This window comes from Spiroplasma endosymbiont of Tipula paludosa, from assembly GCF_964264785.1.
Taxonomy (GTDB): domain Bacteria; phylum Bacillota_I; class Bacilli_A; order Mycoplasmatales; family Nriv7; genus Nriv7.
Window position 1 is genome coordinate 857,002 of record NZ_OZ183484.1, and the last position, 18,860, is coordinate 875,861.

Here is an 18,860-nt window from a genome sequence, read left to right on the forward strand (position 1 = left end):
AACAGTTTCGTTTCCACTTAAAGAATCTGAAACATTCAGAATAATTTTTTTTCTAATAAATCTTTTATAACTTTACATAAATTTTTAAAATATTCTTTAACATCAAAATCAAAATTTAATGTTCCTGTTGTAAATATATTATTACTTTGTCTTTTATTTCTTTTTAAAGTTTCTAAATTATTTGTTTGTTGATGAGGGGCTGCGGCCACGACCATTGGCATTGTGGTACCACTAATTGTTAGTAAGGTCAATAAACTGAGTATTTTTTTCATATTAATTAATTTCCTTTTCATGAATTTTTTAGTAATTAATAATAAAATTTATTCAATAATCAACAACCTCTCTATTAAAAAAATAATCTACAATCTTGTTGTCTTGGAATTCAATTATAAACTTGTTTTTAAAAATTTTCTTAGAATTTGTCGTTATTTATAAAAATTTTAAATAAAAATTAAATCCATCCCTTTTTTAAAAACCCTCTTGTACTTGTCATAAGTCTGTGGCATATTACATTTTACTAAAAAATCTATTTTTCTATAAAATATTTACGGTCGCGTTTAGTTTTCTTAGGTATTGCTTTGAAGAAGTAAAACAATCAGCTAATTATATTATTTAATTATTAAACTAACCCTGCCTTTCTTGTTATTGTCATTTTTATTCATTTTCATTTTATCATATTATTGAATTTTTACACAATAAAAAATTATTAATTTTATTAAATTTTAACTAATATTTTTACTTACTTAAATGTAATATATTTATTTGTATATACAATGTTACCTTTACTAATTCAACTATCATCATTTTTATTATTATATTTATTTCATAATGAATTTTTATATATTTCTTTTCTGATTTCTATTTCTGAATTAATATTTTCATTAATATAATGCAATACATTTAATTTGTTTAAATTTGCCATTCTTAAATGTAATAAGTTATTTAAATTCTTATGATTATATATTTTTGCTCCATAGCCTAATTGTTGTTTCACCAAATGTGATACATCACTTTCAATGCTACAACCGATATTTCATTCTAAATTTTGATTATGAATACCTTGCTTATTATTACTGAAATAATTACTCGCCTTTCTTAAATTTGTTTTAATATCTTTATTTAATTCATTTTTAGCGACATTACGAATGTTTTTTATCAATTCTTGATGATTTCCATTTTTATATAATTCAATTCAACTATTTAGTGTTACTTTGCGATTTTCAAAAATAATATTAAATGCCGTTTGTTTGAATTTTTTAATAGGGTGATACCCATCTAAAATATATCTAACATTACCAAAACTATTCGCAATTTCTCTAATTCAAGTAGCACCATCACCACAAACAATTATTCTGTCGTAATTAATATTTACATAATGTTTTTGTAATTCTCTAATTAATAAATCACGATAATCCATTGTATTTATTCGTTTACCAACTTTTAACATTAGAAAATGACCTCGTTTGTTTTCTAATTCTCTACGAGCATTTTTGTATTTTTTTTCTTTATGTCCGGTATGAAAAGTAACTAAACGAATTCTTTGGTCTTGTTTAACTTTATGATCTAATGTCGCTAAAAATGTCTCATCTATTTGAATATATAAATCCTTATTTTTGACATCAATGCTAGTTTTAGTTTCTTTTTCTGCTAGTTGAAAATATTCGGCAATATCGTATTTATTTAAAATATTTGAAATACTACCTTTTGAAATATAACAATGATTTAGAGCATCTAAAACATCACGATAGCGTTTGCCATCACCTAGAAGACTTAAAACTTTAAATTTGACATCAAAATAAATGCGTTGTTTGGGTAATATACCAATTTCTTTATCTAACAAACATACATATTCAAATTTACCTGATTTTTGATTTCAATATTTATATCGGCGTCGTTTAAAAGTAACATCACCAAAAATTGTAATAATTGTTCTTGATGCAAAATGAACTACTTTATAACCTTGTTTTAAGCGATAATGATATTTATATAAGTATTCATCTAATTTTTCGTATTCATTAGCTAATTGTTCACATTTGTTGGTGTACATGTTTTTATGGGTTGTAAATAAACTAAATCAATGTTTATTTTCTAAGGTTTTTACATTATTATTAATTTTTAACATAATAAATTACCTTTCTTGATAGTAATTTTAATAAAGTTTAGTTAGTTTATTTTTCTGCTTTAATGATAATTTTTTCTAGAAGTAGTATTAAATAATATGAATATGAAAAAATGATAGAAATTATTATTTGATGATATATAATTAAATTCCAAAGCAAAGAGACTGTAGATTAATTTTTGGAGAAAAGGAAAGGTGTTATTAATTTTATTAGCTGAATTATACTTGTAAGTGCAAGTAAATAAAATTGCAAAAGATTTCATATAAAAATTTCATGATGCTAAGTTTATTTTAGAAAAAGTAAATTTAAGGAGTTTTTATATGGGATACAAACATCTTGGCATAGATGAAAGAATTTATATTGAGAATCAATTGAAATTTAAAGTAAAAATTAGTGAAATAGCTAAAAATCTTAATCGAAGTATTAGTACTATTAATCGAGAAGTTAATAGAAATAAAGATAATAATCATTATTTTTCATTAATTGCACAAAATAAAGCAGAAAATAGAAAACAATTACATGTTTATTTTCATAAATTTAAAAATAGAGAATTAGTAAAATATGTACAACAAAAATTATTATTAGGTTGATCGCCTGAACAAATTTATGGCAGAATTAAAAATTTTCATCAAGAATGAATTATTAGTTTTAAAACAATTTACAATTGAATTTATTCTGGATTACTTGAAAAGGTTACTAGTAAAAATTTAAGAAGAAAAGGTAAGAAACGAAAATCTCAAGAAAATCGGGGTAAATTTAATGGTAAATCCATTAAAGAACGAAATGTTAATAATCGCATAACTCTTGGCCATTGAGAAGGTGATACTGTAGTATCATCACGAGGTAAAAGTAAATCATGTTTAATAACTTTAGTTGAAAGAACATCAAGATTTACTTTAGCAATATTAGTTGAAAATAGAACTACTAAAGTTATTAACAAAAATATTAGTCATTATTTATCAATTCTTCCAAATAATCTTGTTAAGACTATAACATTTGATAGGGGTAAAGAATTTGCTAATTGACAACAACTTGAAAAAAATTTAAATGTGAAAATTTATTTTGCTGATGCATATTCACCTTGACAAAGAGGTACTAATGAAAATACTAATGGTTTAATTAGAGAAAAATTTCCTAAAAAATTTAATTTTTCAAACACTACTAAAAATGCAGTTCATAAATTTATATTGTCTTTAAACCAAAGACCAAGAAAAATACTAAATTATCTTTCGCCAATCGAATATTTGGTTAGAAAAATAATTTAGTTGCACTTAACTTTACAATTTAGCATTAATTATTAAAAATTTACGAAAAGGATTTAATTAATATGAAAAAATTACTAGCTATGCTAACAACAATTACGAGTTTATCGAGCATAACGCCAATAATCTTAGCTAATGCCTCAGCAGAAATACCAGAAAATAAAATAATAAATAAAGAAATTAATTATGCCAAATTGTAAAGTTAAGTGCAACTAAATTATTTTTCTAACCAAATATTCGATTGGCGAAAGATAATTTAGTATTTTTCTTGGTCTTTGGTTTAAAGACAATATAAATTTATGAACTGCATTTTTAGTAGTGTTTGAAAAATTAAATTTTTTAGGAAATTTTTCTCTAATTAAACCATTAGTATTTTCATTAGTACCTCTTTGTCAAGGTGAATATGCATCAGCAAAATAAATTTTCACATTTAAATTTTTTTCAAGTTGTTGTCAATTAGCAAATTCTTTACCCCTATCAAATGTTATAGTCTTAACAAGATTATTTGGAAGAATTGATAAATAATGACTAATATTTTTGTTAATAACTTTAGTAGTTCTATTTTCAACTAATATTGCTAAAGTAAATCTTGATGTTCTTTCAACTAAAGTTATTAAACATGATTTACTTTTACCTCGTGATGATACTACAGTATCACCTTCTCAATGGCCAAGAGTTATGCGATTATTAACATTTCGTTCTTTAATGGATTTACCATTAAATTTACCCCGATTTTCTTGAGATTTTCGTTTCTTACCTTTTCTTCTTAAATTTTTACTAGTAACCTTTTCAAGTAATCCAGAATAAATTCAATTGTAAATTGTTTTAAAACTAATAATTCATTCTTGATGAAAATTTTTAATTCTGCCATAAATTTGTTCAGGCGATCAACCTAATAATAATTTTTGTTGTACATATTTTACTAATTCTCTATTTTTAAATTTATGAAAATAAACATGTAATTGTTTTCTATTTTCTGCTTTATTTTGTGCAATTAATGAAAAATAATGATTATTATCTTTATTTCTATTAACTTCTCGATTAATAGTACTAATACTTCGATTAAGATTTTTAGCTATTTCACTAATTTTTACTTTAAATTTCAATTGATTCTCAATATAAATTCTTTCATCTATGCCAAGATGTTTGTATCCCATATAAAAACTCCTTAAATTTACTTTTTCTAAAATAAACTTAGCATCATGAAATTTTTATATGAAATCTTTTGCAATTTTATTTACTTGCACTTACAAGTATAATTCAGCATATAATAATAAAAATGATGATAGTTGAATTAATTATAAAGGTAATGCTATAACAAATAAATATAATAGATTTAAGTAAGCAAAAATATTAGTTAAAATTTAATAAAATTAATAATTTTTCATTGTGTAAAAATTCAATAAATATGATAAAATGGTAATGAATAAAAATGACAACAACAAGAAAGGCAGGGTTAGTTTAGTAATTAAATAATATAATTAGCTGATTGTTTTACTTCTTCAAAGCAATACCTAAGAAAACTAAACGCGACCACTATGGCATTTTTAGTTGCAAAAAAATTAAAAGTAGATATAATTTAAAATGATTGAATTAAACAATTGCCTAGTTAGCTCAGTTGGTAGAGCAACCGGCTGTTAACCGGTAGGTCGTAGGTTCAAGCCCTACACTAGGCGCCATTTTAGGGCCCGTTGGTGAAGCGGTTAACACACACGCCTTTCACGCGTGCATTCACGGGTTCAAATCCCGTACGGGTCACCATTAAGTGATATAAATAATCTAACTTTACAATAAAGTTGGATTTTTTTGTTTTTATGATAATTTATTGGTGGTGTTATTTTATAGTAATTATTATATAATAGACTTGGTACATAACTATAACATTTTATGCCGACTAAACTATAAAATTCATTTTTATCTTTGTATTTATCTAACATTTGTATTTCATCTAAAAAATAATTATCAAAATAGTAGATAAAATTAAAGGTTATGTACCAAGTCTATTCTAAATCTTCTAAATCAATTGCGGTGTCAGTATAGTATTTGTCTTCATAATCAGGATTTACTTTTGAATTTAAGTAATCTCTTAAAAACGCTAAGTAAAAAGAATTGTAAGTGTTTAATATTGGTAGAGGAATTTTTAGTTTAAAAAAATAAATATCAAGTTCAGGAATATCACGATATTTAATGCGACGCCCTTTTTTACTATTTTTAGCATCAATTAAGGTGTTTCGTCAGCGTTCATATTCTTCAATGCTCGTAAAGGTACCATAGATGACTTTTAAGTAGGGACGAAAGATATTAACTGGTTTTTTGCGAATCCCCACAATTACATTATTAGCAATATCACGAACTTTAACTCAAATATGTTTATCTCTTTGACCACTAGCCAGCACAATATGACCAAAATGCCGTGCCAGAGCGAAATATTCTTGGATACCGCTTTCTTCGTTTTTGGTATTATTTTTTTCTCAATCAGTTCCTTCTAAAAATAAGTTGGTTTCATCTCACAAAAGTAAGGTTTTGTCTGGCAATACCGGATAATCAAAGTCTAATAATCCCATATGTCCTAAACTTAATTTTTGAGTTTCTAGTAATGGAAATGTTGATGCGATGTGATATTTCTTCTTTTTTAGTAATTTTGATGCGTATACTAGAAAGGCGGTTTTTCCAGTTCCTAATGAACCAATAACAATATTTAATGGTGAGTTTTTTAAAAAATTAATAACTTTGTTAATTTGTGTTAAATTACCAATTTTGAAAAGGAAAATTAAAATACAACCTGCTAAAAATAAATAGCTCACAATGTTTTTAAAATAACCGTTGTAAATGTACCAAATTGCTCCTCAATGTCATAAAATTAAAAATGAGGTGCGATTTAATTCAATAAAATTGTTATTTTTTTCTATTACTCATTTGCAAAATTTCATCTTGCACCTCACTTTATTTTTTTGTTAGCGTACTGCTCCAAGTAATTTTTCAAACATTTTAAAGCAAATAAAGAATATTGCCAAAATAAATGGAAAAATGAATATTCAGTAATCAGCAAAGAAGTTACCGACTTGTGGCATATTAACAGCAATAATTTCTCACATTTTAGTAAACGCTGTTATAATCGCATTTCATAATTTAGTCATTGCATCACTAGCTGTTATTTTTTCTACTGTTGCTGGTGCATCGGCTAAGAAAGTTACAAACATATAATCACCCCCTTTCTTTTTAAAGCATTCATCATTTATATTCAAAGTTTTTCTTAAATTTGTTAAAACCACGATTAACTTTAACACGATTGTATTTTTTCCTAATTAATTTTGAATTTCTTTGTAAACGCATCACAATGTAACTTCGCGACATTACTGTTGTTTCTATCTAAATACTGATATGGTTTTTCAAAGTAGCATTAAAATAAATCACACCATAATTGCTGTTAAGAATCAAAAGGCAATGTTTGCTATTAAAAGTCAAAGTGGTGCTTCGGTTAATTTAATTTCTTTATCACCAGTAATATGAGCGGGAATGGTTGTAATTTGAATAAATAAATCTCAGAAAGTTTGTTTAATTTGTTCTCAATCAAATCCTTTTAAGTTTATTGTCATTTTTTATCTCCCAAAAATCATTTTTATTGGTAAATATATAATTGAAATTAATGCGAAAAGAAAAGTAATGATAATAATTAATCCGGCAATAAACGCAATTTGTGCAGGCATTTTTTCTATCGGAACAAACAGTTTTAAGAATTCCATAATAATTTCTCAAAACATTATTTTTTATCCGCGTTATTTTCTTTTGAATTAGGAGCTTTAACTCATTCTTCAAAGCGAGCAATAAATACTTTTTCGTCTTTTGTAAAATTACCAGTATTATTTTTAATGGCATTTTTATATTTAATTCTAATTTTTATTTTGGCATAAATTTTATAAGCAAAATATGCCGATAGCATTATGCTGATAATAATAAATATTAGTCCAATTGCAATATTCATTTTTAAGCTCCTTTAAAATAATTATAATTTATATCTTTTTTGTTGTTTTCTTTTTCGGCAATGAAAAAACCTAATAATTCTTGTCCTTTAATTAATTTGGTTTCTTTTTCTTTTTGATTAATTGAAATTACTTGATATTTACTATCTTTTATTATTCCGATGCAAATTGAATTTTCATATTTTCCTTTATAAACAAATCGTTTTGAAAACCAAATACCGATTTGTTCATTAAATCATGGAATTTTTGGGGCTTTAATAAGCATTGCGTTTTGCGTTTCTTTTAAGAGATATTTTTTAGTATTTAAGAAAATGTTTTCAATATTTTTCATAGTAAATTCCCTTTCTTATAGATAAACTAAGTTATATATTAACTAAGTTAGTTAACTTAGTTTTTTAAACACTTATATATCGCAGATTTAAGTGTTTAACAAGCTTTGTTATTGAATTTTGTTTTTTAATTAGATTTAGATAAAGATTTGAATAATTTTAAACATAGTATACCCTTATACAGAAATTTCTACACTTTAATGTCCGCATCCTACCCTTGGAACTAATTTAATAGCGTGTATATTTTTAGGAAATCCACCAATTCATTTTTTTATTGCAAAACGAAACAAATTGCTATAGCTAATAGGATGTTATCTATTAACTGGTAAACTTCTTTTGGTTATGGCGACCACCCACAATTTATCGTGCTTTAATACATACCAACATTATTAATTCACTTGTATTTAATTTTCAAAGAACAAAATTTTAACACCTTATAAAATAAAAAGACAATCATTACTGACTGCCTTAATATTTATTCAAACCTTTACCTACCTAACAAAACTTTATGCGTCCAAGACTAACAACTATCCACTGAATAATTTATTCCCAAAGCACTTGGTGCACCCGTAATTTTTTTATTATAAATAAACCGAAAAATTAATAATGATACTAATGGTGACAAGTAAATTAATGATTTTAACAATTGGGGATTAATATGTTTAGTAATATCAGGAACAGCAGCAGCCTCATATGTTAACTGAATTACATATCCTAAAATAAATGAACTTAATATAATAAACCATCCATTTCAGCGGGCCAGAATCATAATCGCAATAGCAATAAAACCATAGCCCCCTGCTGTTGGCATAAAAATATTTTGGGTTATCACATATAATGAACCACTTAATCCAGCTAAAGCTCCCGAAATTGTAATCGCAACAAATTTATAACGAATAACATTAATCCCAACAGATTCACTAGCTCAAGGATTTTCGCCAACTGATTTTAAACGCAACCCAAACTTACTAAAAACTAATAAACAAATAATAGCAATTACAATAATTAAAATAATAAACGGATAAAAAATTAAACTATCTATTTTTCAAGGAATATATTGAATATTACTTGAAATATTAGCACGATTATTTAATAATGTTGCTCCCATCGCGGCAATGGCAGAGCCAGCAACATTAACAACTGTCCCAGAAATAATATGATTAATTTTAAATTTTAATACCATTAGTGAATGAAGCAACGATATTATCATTCCAAAAAGAATGCCAACAATAATTGCTATTACTGCTAAATGATGATTATTTAAATTATTAACATCATAATGACGATAAGTAACTAATGAATAACCAAAACCAGCAAATACCATCTGTCCTTCCAAACCAATATTAATTACACCTGCTCGCTCAGAAATTAAAGCAGCAATAGCAGTAATCATAAAAATACTAATTAAAGGTAGTCCACTTATTAAAGAAGTTCCAAAAACTGAATTAAGCATCTTTCTTTACCTCCTTCGTTATTTCTTCAATTAAAGTCTTCTTACTAATAAATTGCGATGCATTTCTTAATTGTGATTTTGTCAGTTTTTGCAATTGTAATTTATAATATCATCTTTGAAACAATGAAAGATTAGAATCATTAATTATTTTATTTAAGTCTAAGATCTTTTTTTCTTTTGCTTCATAACTGTTTTCATATTCATCAATTACTAATGTCATATTATTATTATGCAATTTTAAAATTAGTTTTTGTTTAATTAAAATAATTTTTTTTGTTAAACCGATAATTTTATTTTCTTTACTATTCAACTTTTTAATTTTTATTTTGTCTTCTTTAAAAAATTGCTTTGCAAAATTAATTTTTTGTTCTGATATTTCTTCATATTCTTTTCAATATTCAATAATATTCATTTCTTTATTAACATTAATTAATAACTTTTGCGATAAATATAATGCATGATTTCTCATAAAAATAAGTTTTAATCAATTTCTAGTATGAGCTTCAAAATATTCATAATAAATATCAATTTTATTTAAAAGATAATAAATTTTAAGTTGAATAAAATCTTTAAATCGTAAAAACTTTAAATACCACCTATTAATTCCATGATAACTATACGGCAATCTCAGTTGTCTTGTAGCCATTAATTGTAAATATCACTTTGTTATTTTTGATTTTGGTTTAACTAAAAAATATGTTCCTAAAGCAATTGATAATAAGGCAATAGCAATAATCGTCTCAACAATTTCTTTATTACCTGACATAATAACTTTTTGAGCATACACAGCACTAACAAATAATGCTGAGAAAATAATACCAATAAAACTATTATTTGCTAATAATGCCACAGTAATACCATCAAAACCAATATTTAATGGAATAGATTGTACCGGTAAAAACCGTACCATCCCATAATAATAAACAAAACCAGCAATTCCAGCAACACACGAAGAAATTAACATTGTATAAATTACAATTTTATTATATTTAACGCCAGCATACTTTGTAGCCAAAGGATTACTACCACTAATTTTAATTTTATATCCTAAACTAGTAAATTTAAAAATAAATCAAAAACCAGCAATTAAAATTATTGTAATAAAAATCCCTATATTAAAAGGCGAAGTAACAATTTCCTTTAAATTTAAATTTATTAATAAATGATTAGGAAAACCAATTGATGCACCATTAGTTTCAAGAGCAGGCCCACTTTCTAAAACAAATTGATAAAAATATAAGGCCGCTCAATTTAGCATTATCGTTGCAACAACTTCATGAATATTAGCATAAACTTTTAATACTGCCGTAAGTAATCCTAGTGCCATTGCTGATAATATACAAATTATAAAGACAAAGAAAGGATTTAAAGCATCAGCATTCCCTCAACTCAAAGCAATATAAGACATCACCCCAGCAAACATCATTTGTCCTGAAACACCAATATTAAATATTCCACCTCTAAATCCAATTGCAACAGCAATTCCTACTAAGCCATAAACAGAAAAATATCCTAAAAAATCTAAAAATGCATTTTTACTACGAAAATTACCTCATAGTAAATCACCAATTTTATATTTTGCTAATGGATCATTACTAATTAATAAAAGAAATAATCCAATAATAAAAGCTACTACAATTGATAATATGGGAAAAAATATTTTTTTATATTTACTCATCTTTAAAATTCACCCCCGCCATCATTAAACCTAATTTCTCTTTAGTAACATTATTCGCTTTAACTTCACCCATATTTTTACCATTATTAATAGTAATAATCCGATCAGATAAATTTATTACTTCATCTAATTCATATGAAATTAAAAGCACAGCATTACCTTGATCTCTTTGTTTTAATAACGATTCATAAATATATTCAATAGCACCCACATCTAATCCTCGTGTTGGTTGTTCAGCAATAATTAACTTCGGACTTTCTGATAGTTCTCGCCCAATAATTACTTTTTGTTGATTACCACCAGATAACTCTTTAGCCGTATTTTGAACACTTTTAGCGCCACGAACATCAAAGTTATTAATTATTTCTTGCGTTTTCTCTTTAATTTTAGCAAGATTTAATAATCCATAATTAGTATATTTACGATTAAATTGATCACGCAACGAAATATTTTCTCATAAACTCATATCTAAAACTAAACCTTGCTTTTGACGATCAGCAGGAATATGATGAATTCCTAAATTATATGTATCTTTAGTATCTAATCGTAATAAATTATACTCTCATGGTATTTTCTGACCAACTTTAATATTACTATCTTTTAATATTGCTTCTTTTTCTTTAATTTGTTTTAACTTATTAGTAACCTTATTAACAACATCTAATTCATCAAATAACATTACTTCACCACTAACCGGATTTAAATGACGACAAATAATATTAACAATATCTTCTTGACCATTGCCTTCAATCCCAGCAATACCCAAAATTTCACCACGATTAATTGTTAAACTAAAATTTTTTAATATATTAACCTTAGCTTTACTTAAAGTATTAATATTTTTAAGAACTAATAACTTTTCGCCTAATTTAAGAGGTTTTTTCTTTAAAGAAAAACTTATTTTTCTTCCGACCATTTTCTCAGCTAATTTATCAACTGATGTTTTTTTAACATTAACCGTATCAATATACTCACCTTGTCTAATTATTGTACAACGATCAGCAATTGCTTTAATTTCATTTAATTTATGAGTAATAATAAGAATCGCTTTACCTTGCGATTTAAATTCTAAAAGCATTTTCATCAAATCATCTATTTCCTGAGGTGTTAAAACTGCTGTCGGTTCATCTAAAATTAATATTTTGGCATCACGATATAACACTTTTAAAATTTCTACTTTTTGTTGGTCATAAATAGAAATATTATTAATTTTTTCTTTTAAATTAATTTTAAAATTCATTTTCTCACAAATTTGTTCAATTCTTTTATTAGCTTCACGAGAATTTAATCAAAATCTTGTTTGTCATTTTCTTTTCATCCGATGTAAAAAGCTACGATAAAAATTCATTCTTTTTTTAAGTTGATTAATTTTACTACAGATAATTGTTTCTGTATCAGCATTATTTTCAACACGATTATTATATTTATTTTTTAAAGCAATAATAATATCAGTTAATTTATATTCCAATTTTTCTAATTTATAAGCCATCGTTTTATTAAATAAATTAAATTTTTCAAGAAGTTCTTGATATTTATGTTCTAAATCTTTAACTTGCTGAGCATTAAGTTTCTTATTTTGTTCTTTATGATGTCAATCATTAATTTTTTTTATTTTTTTTGCAACTTTAAAATCTATTTTTTTAGCTTTATGGAAAATTTTTGCTTCACATTTATGTTTCTTATAATTAAAAAAATCACCTTTAATTTTTGCAATTTTTGCTAATTCAATTTTATCAATATAACTTATATAAATGGAAAAGAAATAATTTAATTGATTAATTTTTGCTTTATCTTTTAACTCATAACCAAGAATAATATTATCTAAAACCGAAAAATTATTAATTAATTGAAAATGTTGATGTACCATCCCAATACCTAAATCAGTAGCAATATTAGGGGAAGTAATTTGCATTACTTCACCATCAATTTTAATAACTCCAGAAGTTGGTTGATGCAACCCAAAAAGTGTTTTCATCAAAGTAGACTTACCAGCACCATTTTCACCTAAAATCGCATGAATTTCACCATACTTAAGATCTAAATTGATATTTTTGTTAGCAACAATACCATTAGAATAAATCTTTGAAACTTTAATTAATTCCACAGCTTTTTTGCTCTTTATTTCACTATGCATCATTTAATATATCCTACCTTATCACTTTGTTTCTTCACAAACACTTTCATTAGCAATATCTCCTAGCATATTTGTTCCATTACATTTCCTTAAATCTTCAATACTAATGGCCAATGCTTTTTTTAAAGCAACTAATTTATCATTGCCAACTCTTTCACCATAAAAATTGTCAAAATCTTTACCATTCATTGGTACTAAAGAAACCTGCTTAGTTTCTTCTCAAATAAATGATTTAGTTCCCGGAGTGGAATACTCATTTTTATCATCAATAGCATTATTATTTTTAATACGATAATTAATCGCATCCAATACAGTTTTAACAGCAAAAGACACATCTTTTAAAGCTGATGACTTAATTAAATGTTTATATCCTGCCAAATTCTTATCATTCGCTTGGTCAACATCAACACCAACAAATCAAGTATTAGCATTAGCCGCTGCTATTTGTTTTAAAATTGTATTTCCTTCAGGAACAGAAATATTAAAAATAACACCAACATTATTGTTAATAGCATTATTAGTGTTAGTTTGAGCAGCCTTAATCGCATCATTTGTTCCAAAACCACCATTAAAAGTTCCAGCAAATCACTCAAATCGTAACTTGTCACCCTTAGCATCAATATCATTAGCCAAAATATTATCACTAAACCATCGTAAACCTTTATTAAAACCAATCATATAGTTTTTAATCGCTGGAATATTTAATCCTCCAATACCAGTCATTTTCACAGTAATATTATCACCATTTTTAATAACGGGTAATCCCATATTATCTTTATCAACTTTAAACCGCTGTAAAATTTGTCCCGCTACATCAATTGCCGCCGCAAACCCTGGTTTTGATTCATCAACTGAAATTTCATAATATTTATCAACCGCTTTAGTATTTAATGATTTAATCATTTCATAAACAGTAAGATCAACCGTTAGAAAATATGTGTTATTGTATACATCAAAAAAATTAGGTTGAAGAACAGTTTTAACATATGTAAACCCCGGAAGCACGACAGCTAGATAACCATCATCAATAGTTTTTGTAATTGCAGGCGTAATCATATTAGGATCATCTTGTGTATCAGGGTATAAGACATCTAATGCTTCATTTAAATTAGAATCTACTTTTAACATTCCTTCTCAAGCCGCTTGATTAAAACCACCATCTTGAGCCTTTAAAGGATTATTAGCAATCATTTTAAAGGATGACATACTATAACGACTACTACAACTAGTAATAAAGACAACTGGCAAAACCATTGTCAATAATCAACGCAGTCCTTTAATCCTTCCTAAATTATTTATCACTTGTTTTTTCCTCTCATTTCTATATTTCTTATCTTAAACTCCTTTTTTCATTTTACTTTCTTTATAAAAATTTAGCAAGATTTATTTAAATTATTGAAAATTAATTCAACTTAATAATAAAAAACTTATTAATTATTTCAAATGCCAAATTGTAAAGTTAAGTGCAACTAAATTATTTTTCTAACCAAATATTCGATTGGCGAAAGATAATTTAGTATTTTTCTTGGTCTTTGGTTTAAAGACAATATAAATTTATGAACTGCATTTTTAGTAGTGTTTGAAAAATTAAATTTTTTAGGAAATTTTTCTCTAATTAAACCATTAGTATTTTCATTAGTACCTCTTTGTCAAGGTGAATATGCATCAGCAAAATAAATTTTCACATTTAAATTTTTTTCAAGTTGTTGTCAATTAGCAAATTCTTTACCCCTATCAAATGTTATAGTCTTAACAAGATTATTTGGAAGAATTGATAAATAATGACTAATATTTTTGTTAATAACTTTAGTAGTTCTATTTTCAACTAATATTGCTAAAGTAAATCTTGATGTTCTTTCAACTAAAGTTATTAAACATGATTTACTTTTACCTCGTGATGATACTACAGTATCACCTTCTCAATGGCCAAGAGTTATGCGATTATTAACATTTCGTTCTTTAATGGATTTACCATTAAATTTACCCCGATTTTCTTGAGATTTTCGTTTCTTACCTTTTCTTCTTAAATTTTTACTAGTAACCTTTTCAAGTAATCCAGAATAAATTCAATTGTAAATTGTTTTAAAACTAATAATTCATTCTTGATGAAAATTTTTAATTCTGCCATAAATTTGTTCAGGCGATCAACCTAATAATAATTTTTGTTGTACATATTTTACTAATTCTCTATTTTTAAATTTATGAAAATAAACATGTAATTGTTTTCTATTTTCTGCTTTATTTTGTGCAATTAATGAAAAATAATGATTATTATCTTTATTTCTATTAACTTCTCGATTAATAGTACTAATACTTCGATTAAGATTTTTAGCTATTTCACTAATTTTTACTTTAAATTTCAATTGATTCTCAATATAAATTCTTTCATCTATGCCAAGATGTTTGTATCCCATATAAAAACTCCTTAAATTTACTTTTTCTAAAATAAACTTAGCATCATGAAATTTTTATATGAAATCTTTTGCAATTTTATTTACTTGCACTTACAAGTATAATTCAGCAAATAAAATTAGTTAAATCATAACTATCAACCCGATTAACAATTTTAATTAAATCATTAGCAGTTTTTACTGGATCATAATTAATCATTGTTCTTAATTTAGGATTGCGATAAATTAATTTAACAAATGATTCCATATTATCACCCTCACTAATTTTTAAATGACTAGTAATTTCATCATTTTTAATACTAAAATATATTAAAACTTTAGAAATAAGACCTCATGATATATGACTAGCATCAGCCTCTAGTCTACTAATAGTTGGCTGTTTTACCCCAACCATTTTTGCCAATTGGGTTTGTGTTAAACCATTTCTTAAACGCATTTTTTTAATTAAAGTTTCCATTAATTTATTATTATCTCCCTTCTTTTAAGCAACATTATAATGTCATAACTTTCTAAATATGAAAATCTATTCTTTTATTGCATATACCCTTGACATATTTTAAAAAATCAAAAAAAACAGCTAGATTATTAGCTGCTACAAAAAATTAAGTTTAATAATTATTTAAAATTAATTTGATAATTGTTTCAATGATTTAATACTATTTTTTCATGAAATAAATCATCTTTATCTTTAATTTGGACTTTTAATCTTTCAATTTCATTCCAAATAATATTTTGCAAATTTTCAGGATAATTTCAATTTATCTTGTTACGACTAAACTCTTTTAAATCTAATATTTTTGTATATCCATCAGGAAATACTTTAATATCAATATCATAATCAATAAACTTTATTGCCTTACCATCATAAGTAAAAGGACTAGCAATATTACAATAATAATGAATCCCATTATCTTTTAACATTGAAATAATATTATATCATCTGTTCTTAGAAAAAAACCAAATAGCTGGTTCATGAGTTTTCCACTTACGCCCATTAACTTCAGTAACAATAACGGCTTCATTTACTAAAATTAAATAATTTTTAGTTTCTTCTAAAACAATAGCGTGATCCCAAGAACGATATATTTCACCATTATGTTTATAAGCATGAATTAAAACTTTTTGACCTTTTATAAGTGTGTTTTTCATCTATTACACCTCCAAAGTCGTTCTTATAATTAATACAAAAGTACAAAGTAATTATAACATAAAAAAATAACCTAATTAATACAAGGTCATTAATGAGATTAACTCAATACGATTAAAATTTTTAGGGGTTATAAATACTAATACAATATATACTATCTTATTTCTTAACTGGTTTAAATTATAACATAAAAATATTTTTTTCAAACTAAAATGTTTTATTTTTCGATAAAGTGAAAATATTTTCACAACTTATAATTCATAATTAAAATTAATTTTCTAACAATAACTAAAATAATGATTAATTAATTAATTAGAAATTCAATTACTATAGCGTAAATATTGATATTTTTGAACTAATTCATACTCTTTCTTATTTCGTAATGTTTGCATAATATCAATATTATTTATTTTTGCCAGATGCGAATTAAGCATATTAGAAAAAGTTTTAACATTAAAAGATTTAGCACCATAACTTAATAATCATTTAATAATGTGCGATACTTGCCCTTCAGCATTAACCCCAACATTTCAACTTGCTCCTTGATTAATAATACCTTGTTTTTTTATTTTAAAATATTTTACCAGAGCTTTCAACTTTTGCTTTTGTTCTTGTGTTCTCATAAAAGTTGAACTAACTTTTAAAAAGTTTATTAATTCCAAATAACTACCTTTTCGTAATAAATTTGCTGCATGGTTATAGATACTACTATATAAAACATTCTGCTTCTTTTTTAAATTTCAATACAATTGTCTTGTACCATGAAATAAATCTAAAACATATTCACTATTGTCTAAACTCTTAGAAATATCTTCAATTCATTTAGCCCCATCACCACCAATAATAATTTTTGCTTGCTTAATATTTTCATAAAACATATCAGCCATATTATAAACTTGCTTAGCAAATGTTTCGGTATTAATTTCTTCTTTTTCAGGAACAATAAGACAAAATGCTCTTTTATTAATAAGTTCATTTCTAGTACTTGTTAAATTAATTAATCGCTTTCCCGTATGAAAAGTAACTAAACGAAACCGATACTTAGTTGATTTACGACCATTATTTCTTAATTTAATAAATGTTTCATCAATTCAAGCATATAAATATTTATCTACTTTAATCTTTTCATAAGATTTATTTTTACAATTTAATAGCTGAATTATACTTGTAAGTGCAAGTAAATAAAATTGCAAAAGATTTCATATAAAAATTTCATGATGCTAAGTTTATTTTAGAAAAAGTAAATTTAAGGAGTTTTTATATGGGATACAAACATCTTGGCATAGATGAAAGAATTTATATTGAGAATCAATTGAAATTTAAAGTAAAAATTAGTGAAATAGCTAAAAATCTTAATCGAAGTATTAGTACTATTAATCGAGAAGTTAATAGAAATAAAGATAATAATCATTATTTTTCATTAATTGCACAAAATAAAGCAGAAAATAGAAAACAATTACATGTTTATTTTCATAAATTTAAAAATAGAGAATTAGTAAAATATGTACAACAAAAATTATTATTAGGTTGATCGCCTGAACAAATTTATGGCAGAATTAAAAATTTTCATCAAGAATGAATTATTAGTTTTAAAACAATTTACAATTGAATTTATTCTGGATTACTTGAAAAGGTTACTAGTAAAAATTTAAGAAGAAAAGGTAAGAAACGAAAATCTCAAGAAAATCGGGGTAAATTTAATGGTAAATCCATTAAAGAACGAAATGTTAATAATCGCATAACTCTTGGCCATTGAGAAGGTGATACTGTAGTATCATCACGAGGTAAAAGTAAATCATGTTTAATAACTTTAGTTGAAAGAACATCAAGATTTACTTTAGCAATATTAGTTGAAAATAGAACTACTAAAGTTATTAACAAAAATATTAGTCATTATTTATCAATTCTTCCAAATAATCTTGTTAAGACTATAACATTTGATAGGGGTAAAGAATTTGCTAATTGACAACAACTTGAAAAAAATTTAAATGTGAAAATTTATTTTGCTGATGCATATTCACCTTGACAAAGAGGTACTAATGAAAATACTAATGGTTTAATTAGAGAAAAATTTCCTAAAAAATTTAATTTTTCAAACACTACTAAAAATGCAGTTCATAAATTTATATTGTCTTTAAACCAAAGACCAAGAAAAATACTAAATTATCTTTCGCCAATCGAATATTTGGTTAGAAAAATAATTTAGTTGCACTTAACTTTACAATTTGGCACCTAGCGTTTTTAAGAGATTATTTAAATTCAAAAGTAAATCCTGACTATGAAGATAAATACTATACTGACACCGCAATTGATTTAGAAGACTTGGAATACTTAAAAATGGATAAA

The 18,860-nt window shown here is 25.1% G+C and carries 21 protein-coding genes and 2 tRNA genes; 6 read left to right on the forward strand and 17 right to left on the reverse strand.

Annotation, left to right across the window (positions count from 1 at the left end):
* Positions 1-17: 17 nt before the first annotated feature.
* The 3 genes from ACFEL5_RS05085 to ACFEL5_RS05095 all read right to left on the reverse strand — a co-directional run bounded on the left by ACFEL5_RS05085 (position 18) and on the right by ACFEL5_RS05095 (position 2,382).
* Complete coding sequence (locus ACFEL5_RS05085; protein WP_375315136.1) at positions 18-272, reverse strand: hypothetical protein; 255 nt, start codon at positions 270-272, stop codon at positions 18-20.
* 467 nt (positions 273-739) lie between these two features.
* Positions 740-2,122, reverse strand: a complete 1,383-nt coding sequence (locus ACFEL5_RS05090) for an Mbov_0401 family ICE element transposase-like protein (protein WP_375315137.1) — start codon at positions 2,120-2,122, stop codon at positions 740-742.
* Between the two features lie 59 nt (positions 2,123-2,181).
* A complete protein-coding gene (locus ACFEL5_RS05095) occupies positions 2,182-2,382 on the reverse strand; it encodes a hypothetical protein (protein ID WP_375315138.1) in 201 nt (66 codons plus the stop codon).
* A gap of 58 nt (positions 2,383-2,440) precedes the next feature.
* Here ACFEL5_RS05095 and ACFEL5_RS05100 point away from each other — a divergent pair, with 58 nt between their 5' ends.
* The gene (locus tag ACFEL5_RS05100; protein ID WP_338966716.1) at positions 2,441-3,385 is read left to right on the forward strand and encodes an IS30 family transposase; all 945 of its coding nucleotides are present in this window, start codon (positions 2,441-2,443) and stop codon (positions 3,383-3,385) included.
* A 62-nt stretch (positions 3,386-3,447) separates the two neighbouring features.
* A complete protein-coding gene (locus ACFEL5_RS05105) occupies positions 3,448-3,582 on the forward strand; it encodes a hypothetical protein (RefSeq protein ID WP_375315139.1) in 135 nt (44 codons plus the stop codon).
* A 12-nt stretch (positions 3,583-3,594) separates the two neighbouring features.
* Here the strand turns inward: ACFEL5_RS05105 and ACFEL5_RS05110 are convergent, their stop codons facing one another.
* Complete coding sequence (locus ACFEL5_RS05110; protein WP_338966716.1) at positions 3,595-4,539, reverse strand: IS30 family transposase; 945 nt, start codon at positions 4,537-4,539, stop codon at positions 3,595-3,597.
* A 58-nt stretch (positions 4,540-4,597) separates the two neighbouring features.
* On the opposite strand from ACFEL5_RS05110, the gene ACFEL5_RS05115 reads away from it, so the two are divergent.
* The 3 genes from ACFEL5_RS05115 (at position 4,598) to ACFEL5_RS05125 (ending at position 5,143) form a co-directional block, all read left to right on the forward strand.
* Positions 4,598-4,726: a hypothetical protein gene (locus ACFEL5_RS05115; RefSeq protein WP_375315140.1), complete on the forward strand. Its 129-nt coding sequence runs from the start codon at positions 4,598-4,600 to the stop codon at positions 4,724-4,726.
* A gap of 259 nt (positions 4,727-4,985) precedes the next feature.
* Positions 4,986-5,061 (forward strand) — tRNA-Asn (locus ACFEL5_RS05120).
* 6 nt (positions 5,062-5,067) lie between these two features.
* Positions 5,068-5,143, forward strand: a tRNA-Glu gene (locus ACFEL5_RS05125).
* A 239-nt stretch (positions 5,144-5,382) separates the two neighbouring features.
* Here the strand turns inward: ACFEL5_RS05125 and ACFEL5_RS05130 are convergent.
* From ACFEL5_RS05130 to ACFEL5_RS05190, 13 genes are all read right to left on the reverse strand, one after another.
* Entirely contained in the window at positions 5,383-6,312 is a 930-nt protein-coding gene (locus ACFEL5_RS05130; RefSeq protein WP_375315141.1) for a hypothetical protein, read from the reverse strand.
* 24 nt (positions 6,313-6,336) lie between these two features.
* On the reverse strand, positions 6,337-6,582 hold the full coding sequence (locus tag ACFEL5_RS05135) for a hypothetical protein (RefSeq protein WP_375315142.1): 246 nt from the start codon (positions 6,580-6,582) through the stop codon (positions 6,337-6,339).
* Between the two features lie 165 nt (positions 6,583-6,747).
* A complete protein-coding gene (locus tag ACFEL5_RS05140; RefSeq protein ID WP_375315143.1) occupies positions 6,748-6,978 on the reverse strand; it encodes a hypothetical protein in 231 nt (76 codons plus the stop codon).
* Between the two features lie 164 nt (positions 6,979-7,142).
* Entirely contained in the window at positions 7,143-7,364 is a 222-nt protein-coding gene (locus ACFEL5_RS05145) for a hypothetical protein (RefSeq protein ID WP_375315144.1), read from the reverse strand.
* Positions 7,365-7,366: 2 nt separating this feature from the next.
* Positions 7,367-7,693, reverse strand: a complete 327-nt coding sequence (locus ACFEL5_RS05150; protein ID WP_375315145.1) for a hypothetical protein — start codon at positions 7,691-7,693, stop codon at positions 7,367-7,369.
* 518 nt (positions 7,694-8,211) lie between these two features.
* The gene (locus ACFEL5_RS05155) at positions 8,212-9,144 is read right to left on the reverse strand and encodes an ABC transporter permease (RefSeq protein WP_338966758.1); all 933 of its coding nucleotides are present in this window, start codon (positions 9,142-9,144) and stop codon (positions 8,212-8,214) included.
* Positions 9,137-10,822 carry an ABC transporter permease gene (locus ACFEL5_RS05160; protein ID WP_375315146.1) on the reverse strand — a complete coding sequence of 562 codons (1,686 nt, stop codon included), beginning with the start codon at positions 10,820-10,822 and terminating at the stop codon, positions 9,137-9,139. Before ACFEL5_RS05160 ends, ACFEL5_RS05155 begins: the two co-directional genes overlap by 8 nt.
* Positions 10,815-12,926, reverse strand: a complete 2,112-nt coding sequence (locus ACFEL5_RS05165) for an ATP-binding cassette domain-containing protein (RefSeq protein WP_375315147.1) — start codon at positions 12,924-12,926, stop codon at positions 10,815-10,817. The genes ACFEL5_RS05160 and ACFEL5_RS05165 overlap by 8 nt, the downstream gene beginning before the upstream one ends.
* 48 nt (positions 12,927-12,974) lie before the next feature.
* Positions 12,975-14,204, reverse strand: a complete 1,230-nt coding sequence (locus tag ACFEL5_RS05170) for a hypothetical protein (RefSeq protein WP_375315148.1) — start codon at positions 14,202-14,204, stop codon at positions 12,975-12,977.
* 221 nt (positions 14,205-14,425) lie between these two features.
* Positions 14,426-15,370, reverse strand: coding sequence for an IS30 family transposase (locus ACFEL5_RS05175; protein ID WP_338966716.1), 945 nt, complete (start codon positions 15,368-15,370; stop codon positions 14,426-14,428).
* A 76-nt stretch (positions 15,371-15,446) separates the two neighbouring features.
* Entirely contained in the window at positions 15,447-15,824 is a 378-nt protein-coding gene (locus ACFEL5_RS05180) for a helix-turn-helix transcriptional regulator (RefSeq protein WP_375315149.1), read from the reverse strand.
* Between the two features lie 158 nt (positions 15,825-15,982).
* Positions 15,983-16,516 carry a DUF402 domain-containing protein gene (locus tag ACFEL5_RS05185; protein ID WP_338966767.1) on the reverse strand — a complete coding sequence of 178 codons (534 nt, stop codon included), beginning with the start codon at positions 16,514-16,516 and terminating at the stop codon, positions 15,983-15,985.
* A gap of 306 nt (positions 16,517-16,822) precedes the next feature.
* Positions 16,823-17,707: an Mbov_0401 family ICE element transposase-like protein gene (locus tag ACFEL5_RS05190; RefSeq protein WP_375315150.1), complete on the reverse strand. Its 885-nt coding sequence runs from the start codon at positions 17,705-17,707 to the stop codon at positions 16,823-16,825.
* A gap of 68 nt (positions 17,708-17,775) precedes the next feature.
* On the opposite strand from ACFEL5_RS05190, the gene ACFEL5_RS05195 reads away from it, so the two are divergent.
* Positions 17,776-18,720: an IS30 family transposase gene (locus tag ACFEL5_RS05195; RefSeq protein ID WP_338966716.1), complete on the forward strand. Its 945-nt coding sequence runs from the start codon at positions 17,776-17,778 to the stop codon at positions 18,718-18,720.
* The last annotated feature ends 140 nt before the right edge of the window (positions 18,721-18,860 follow it).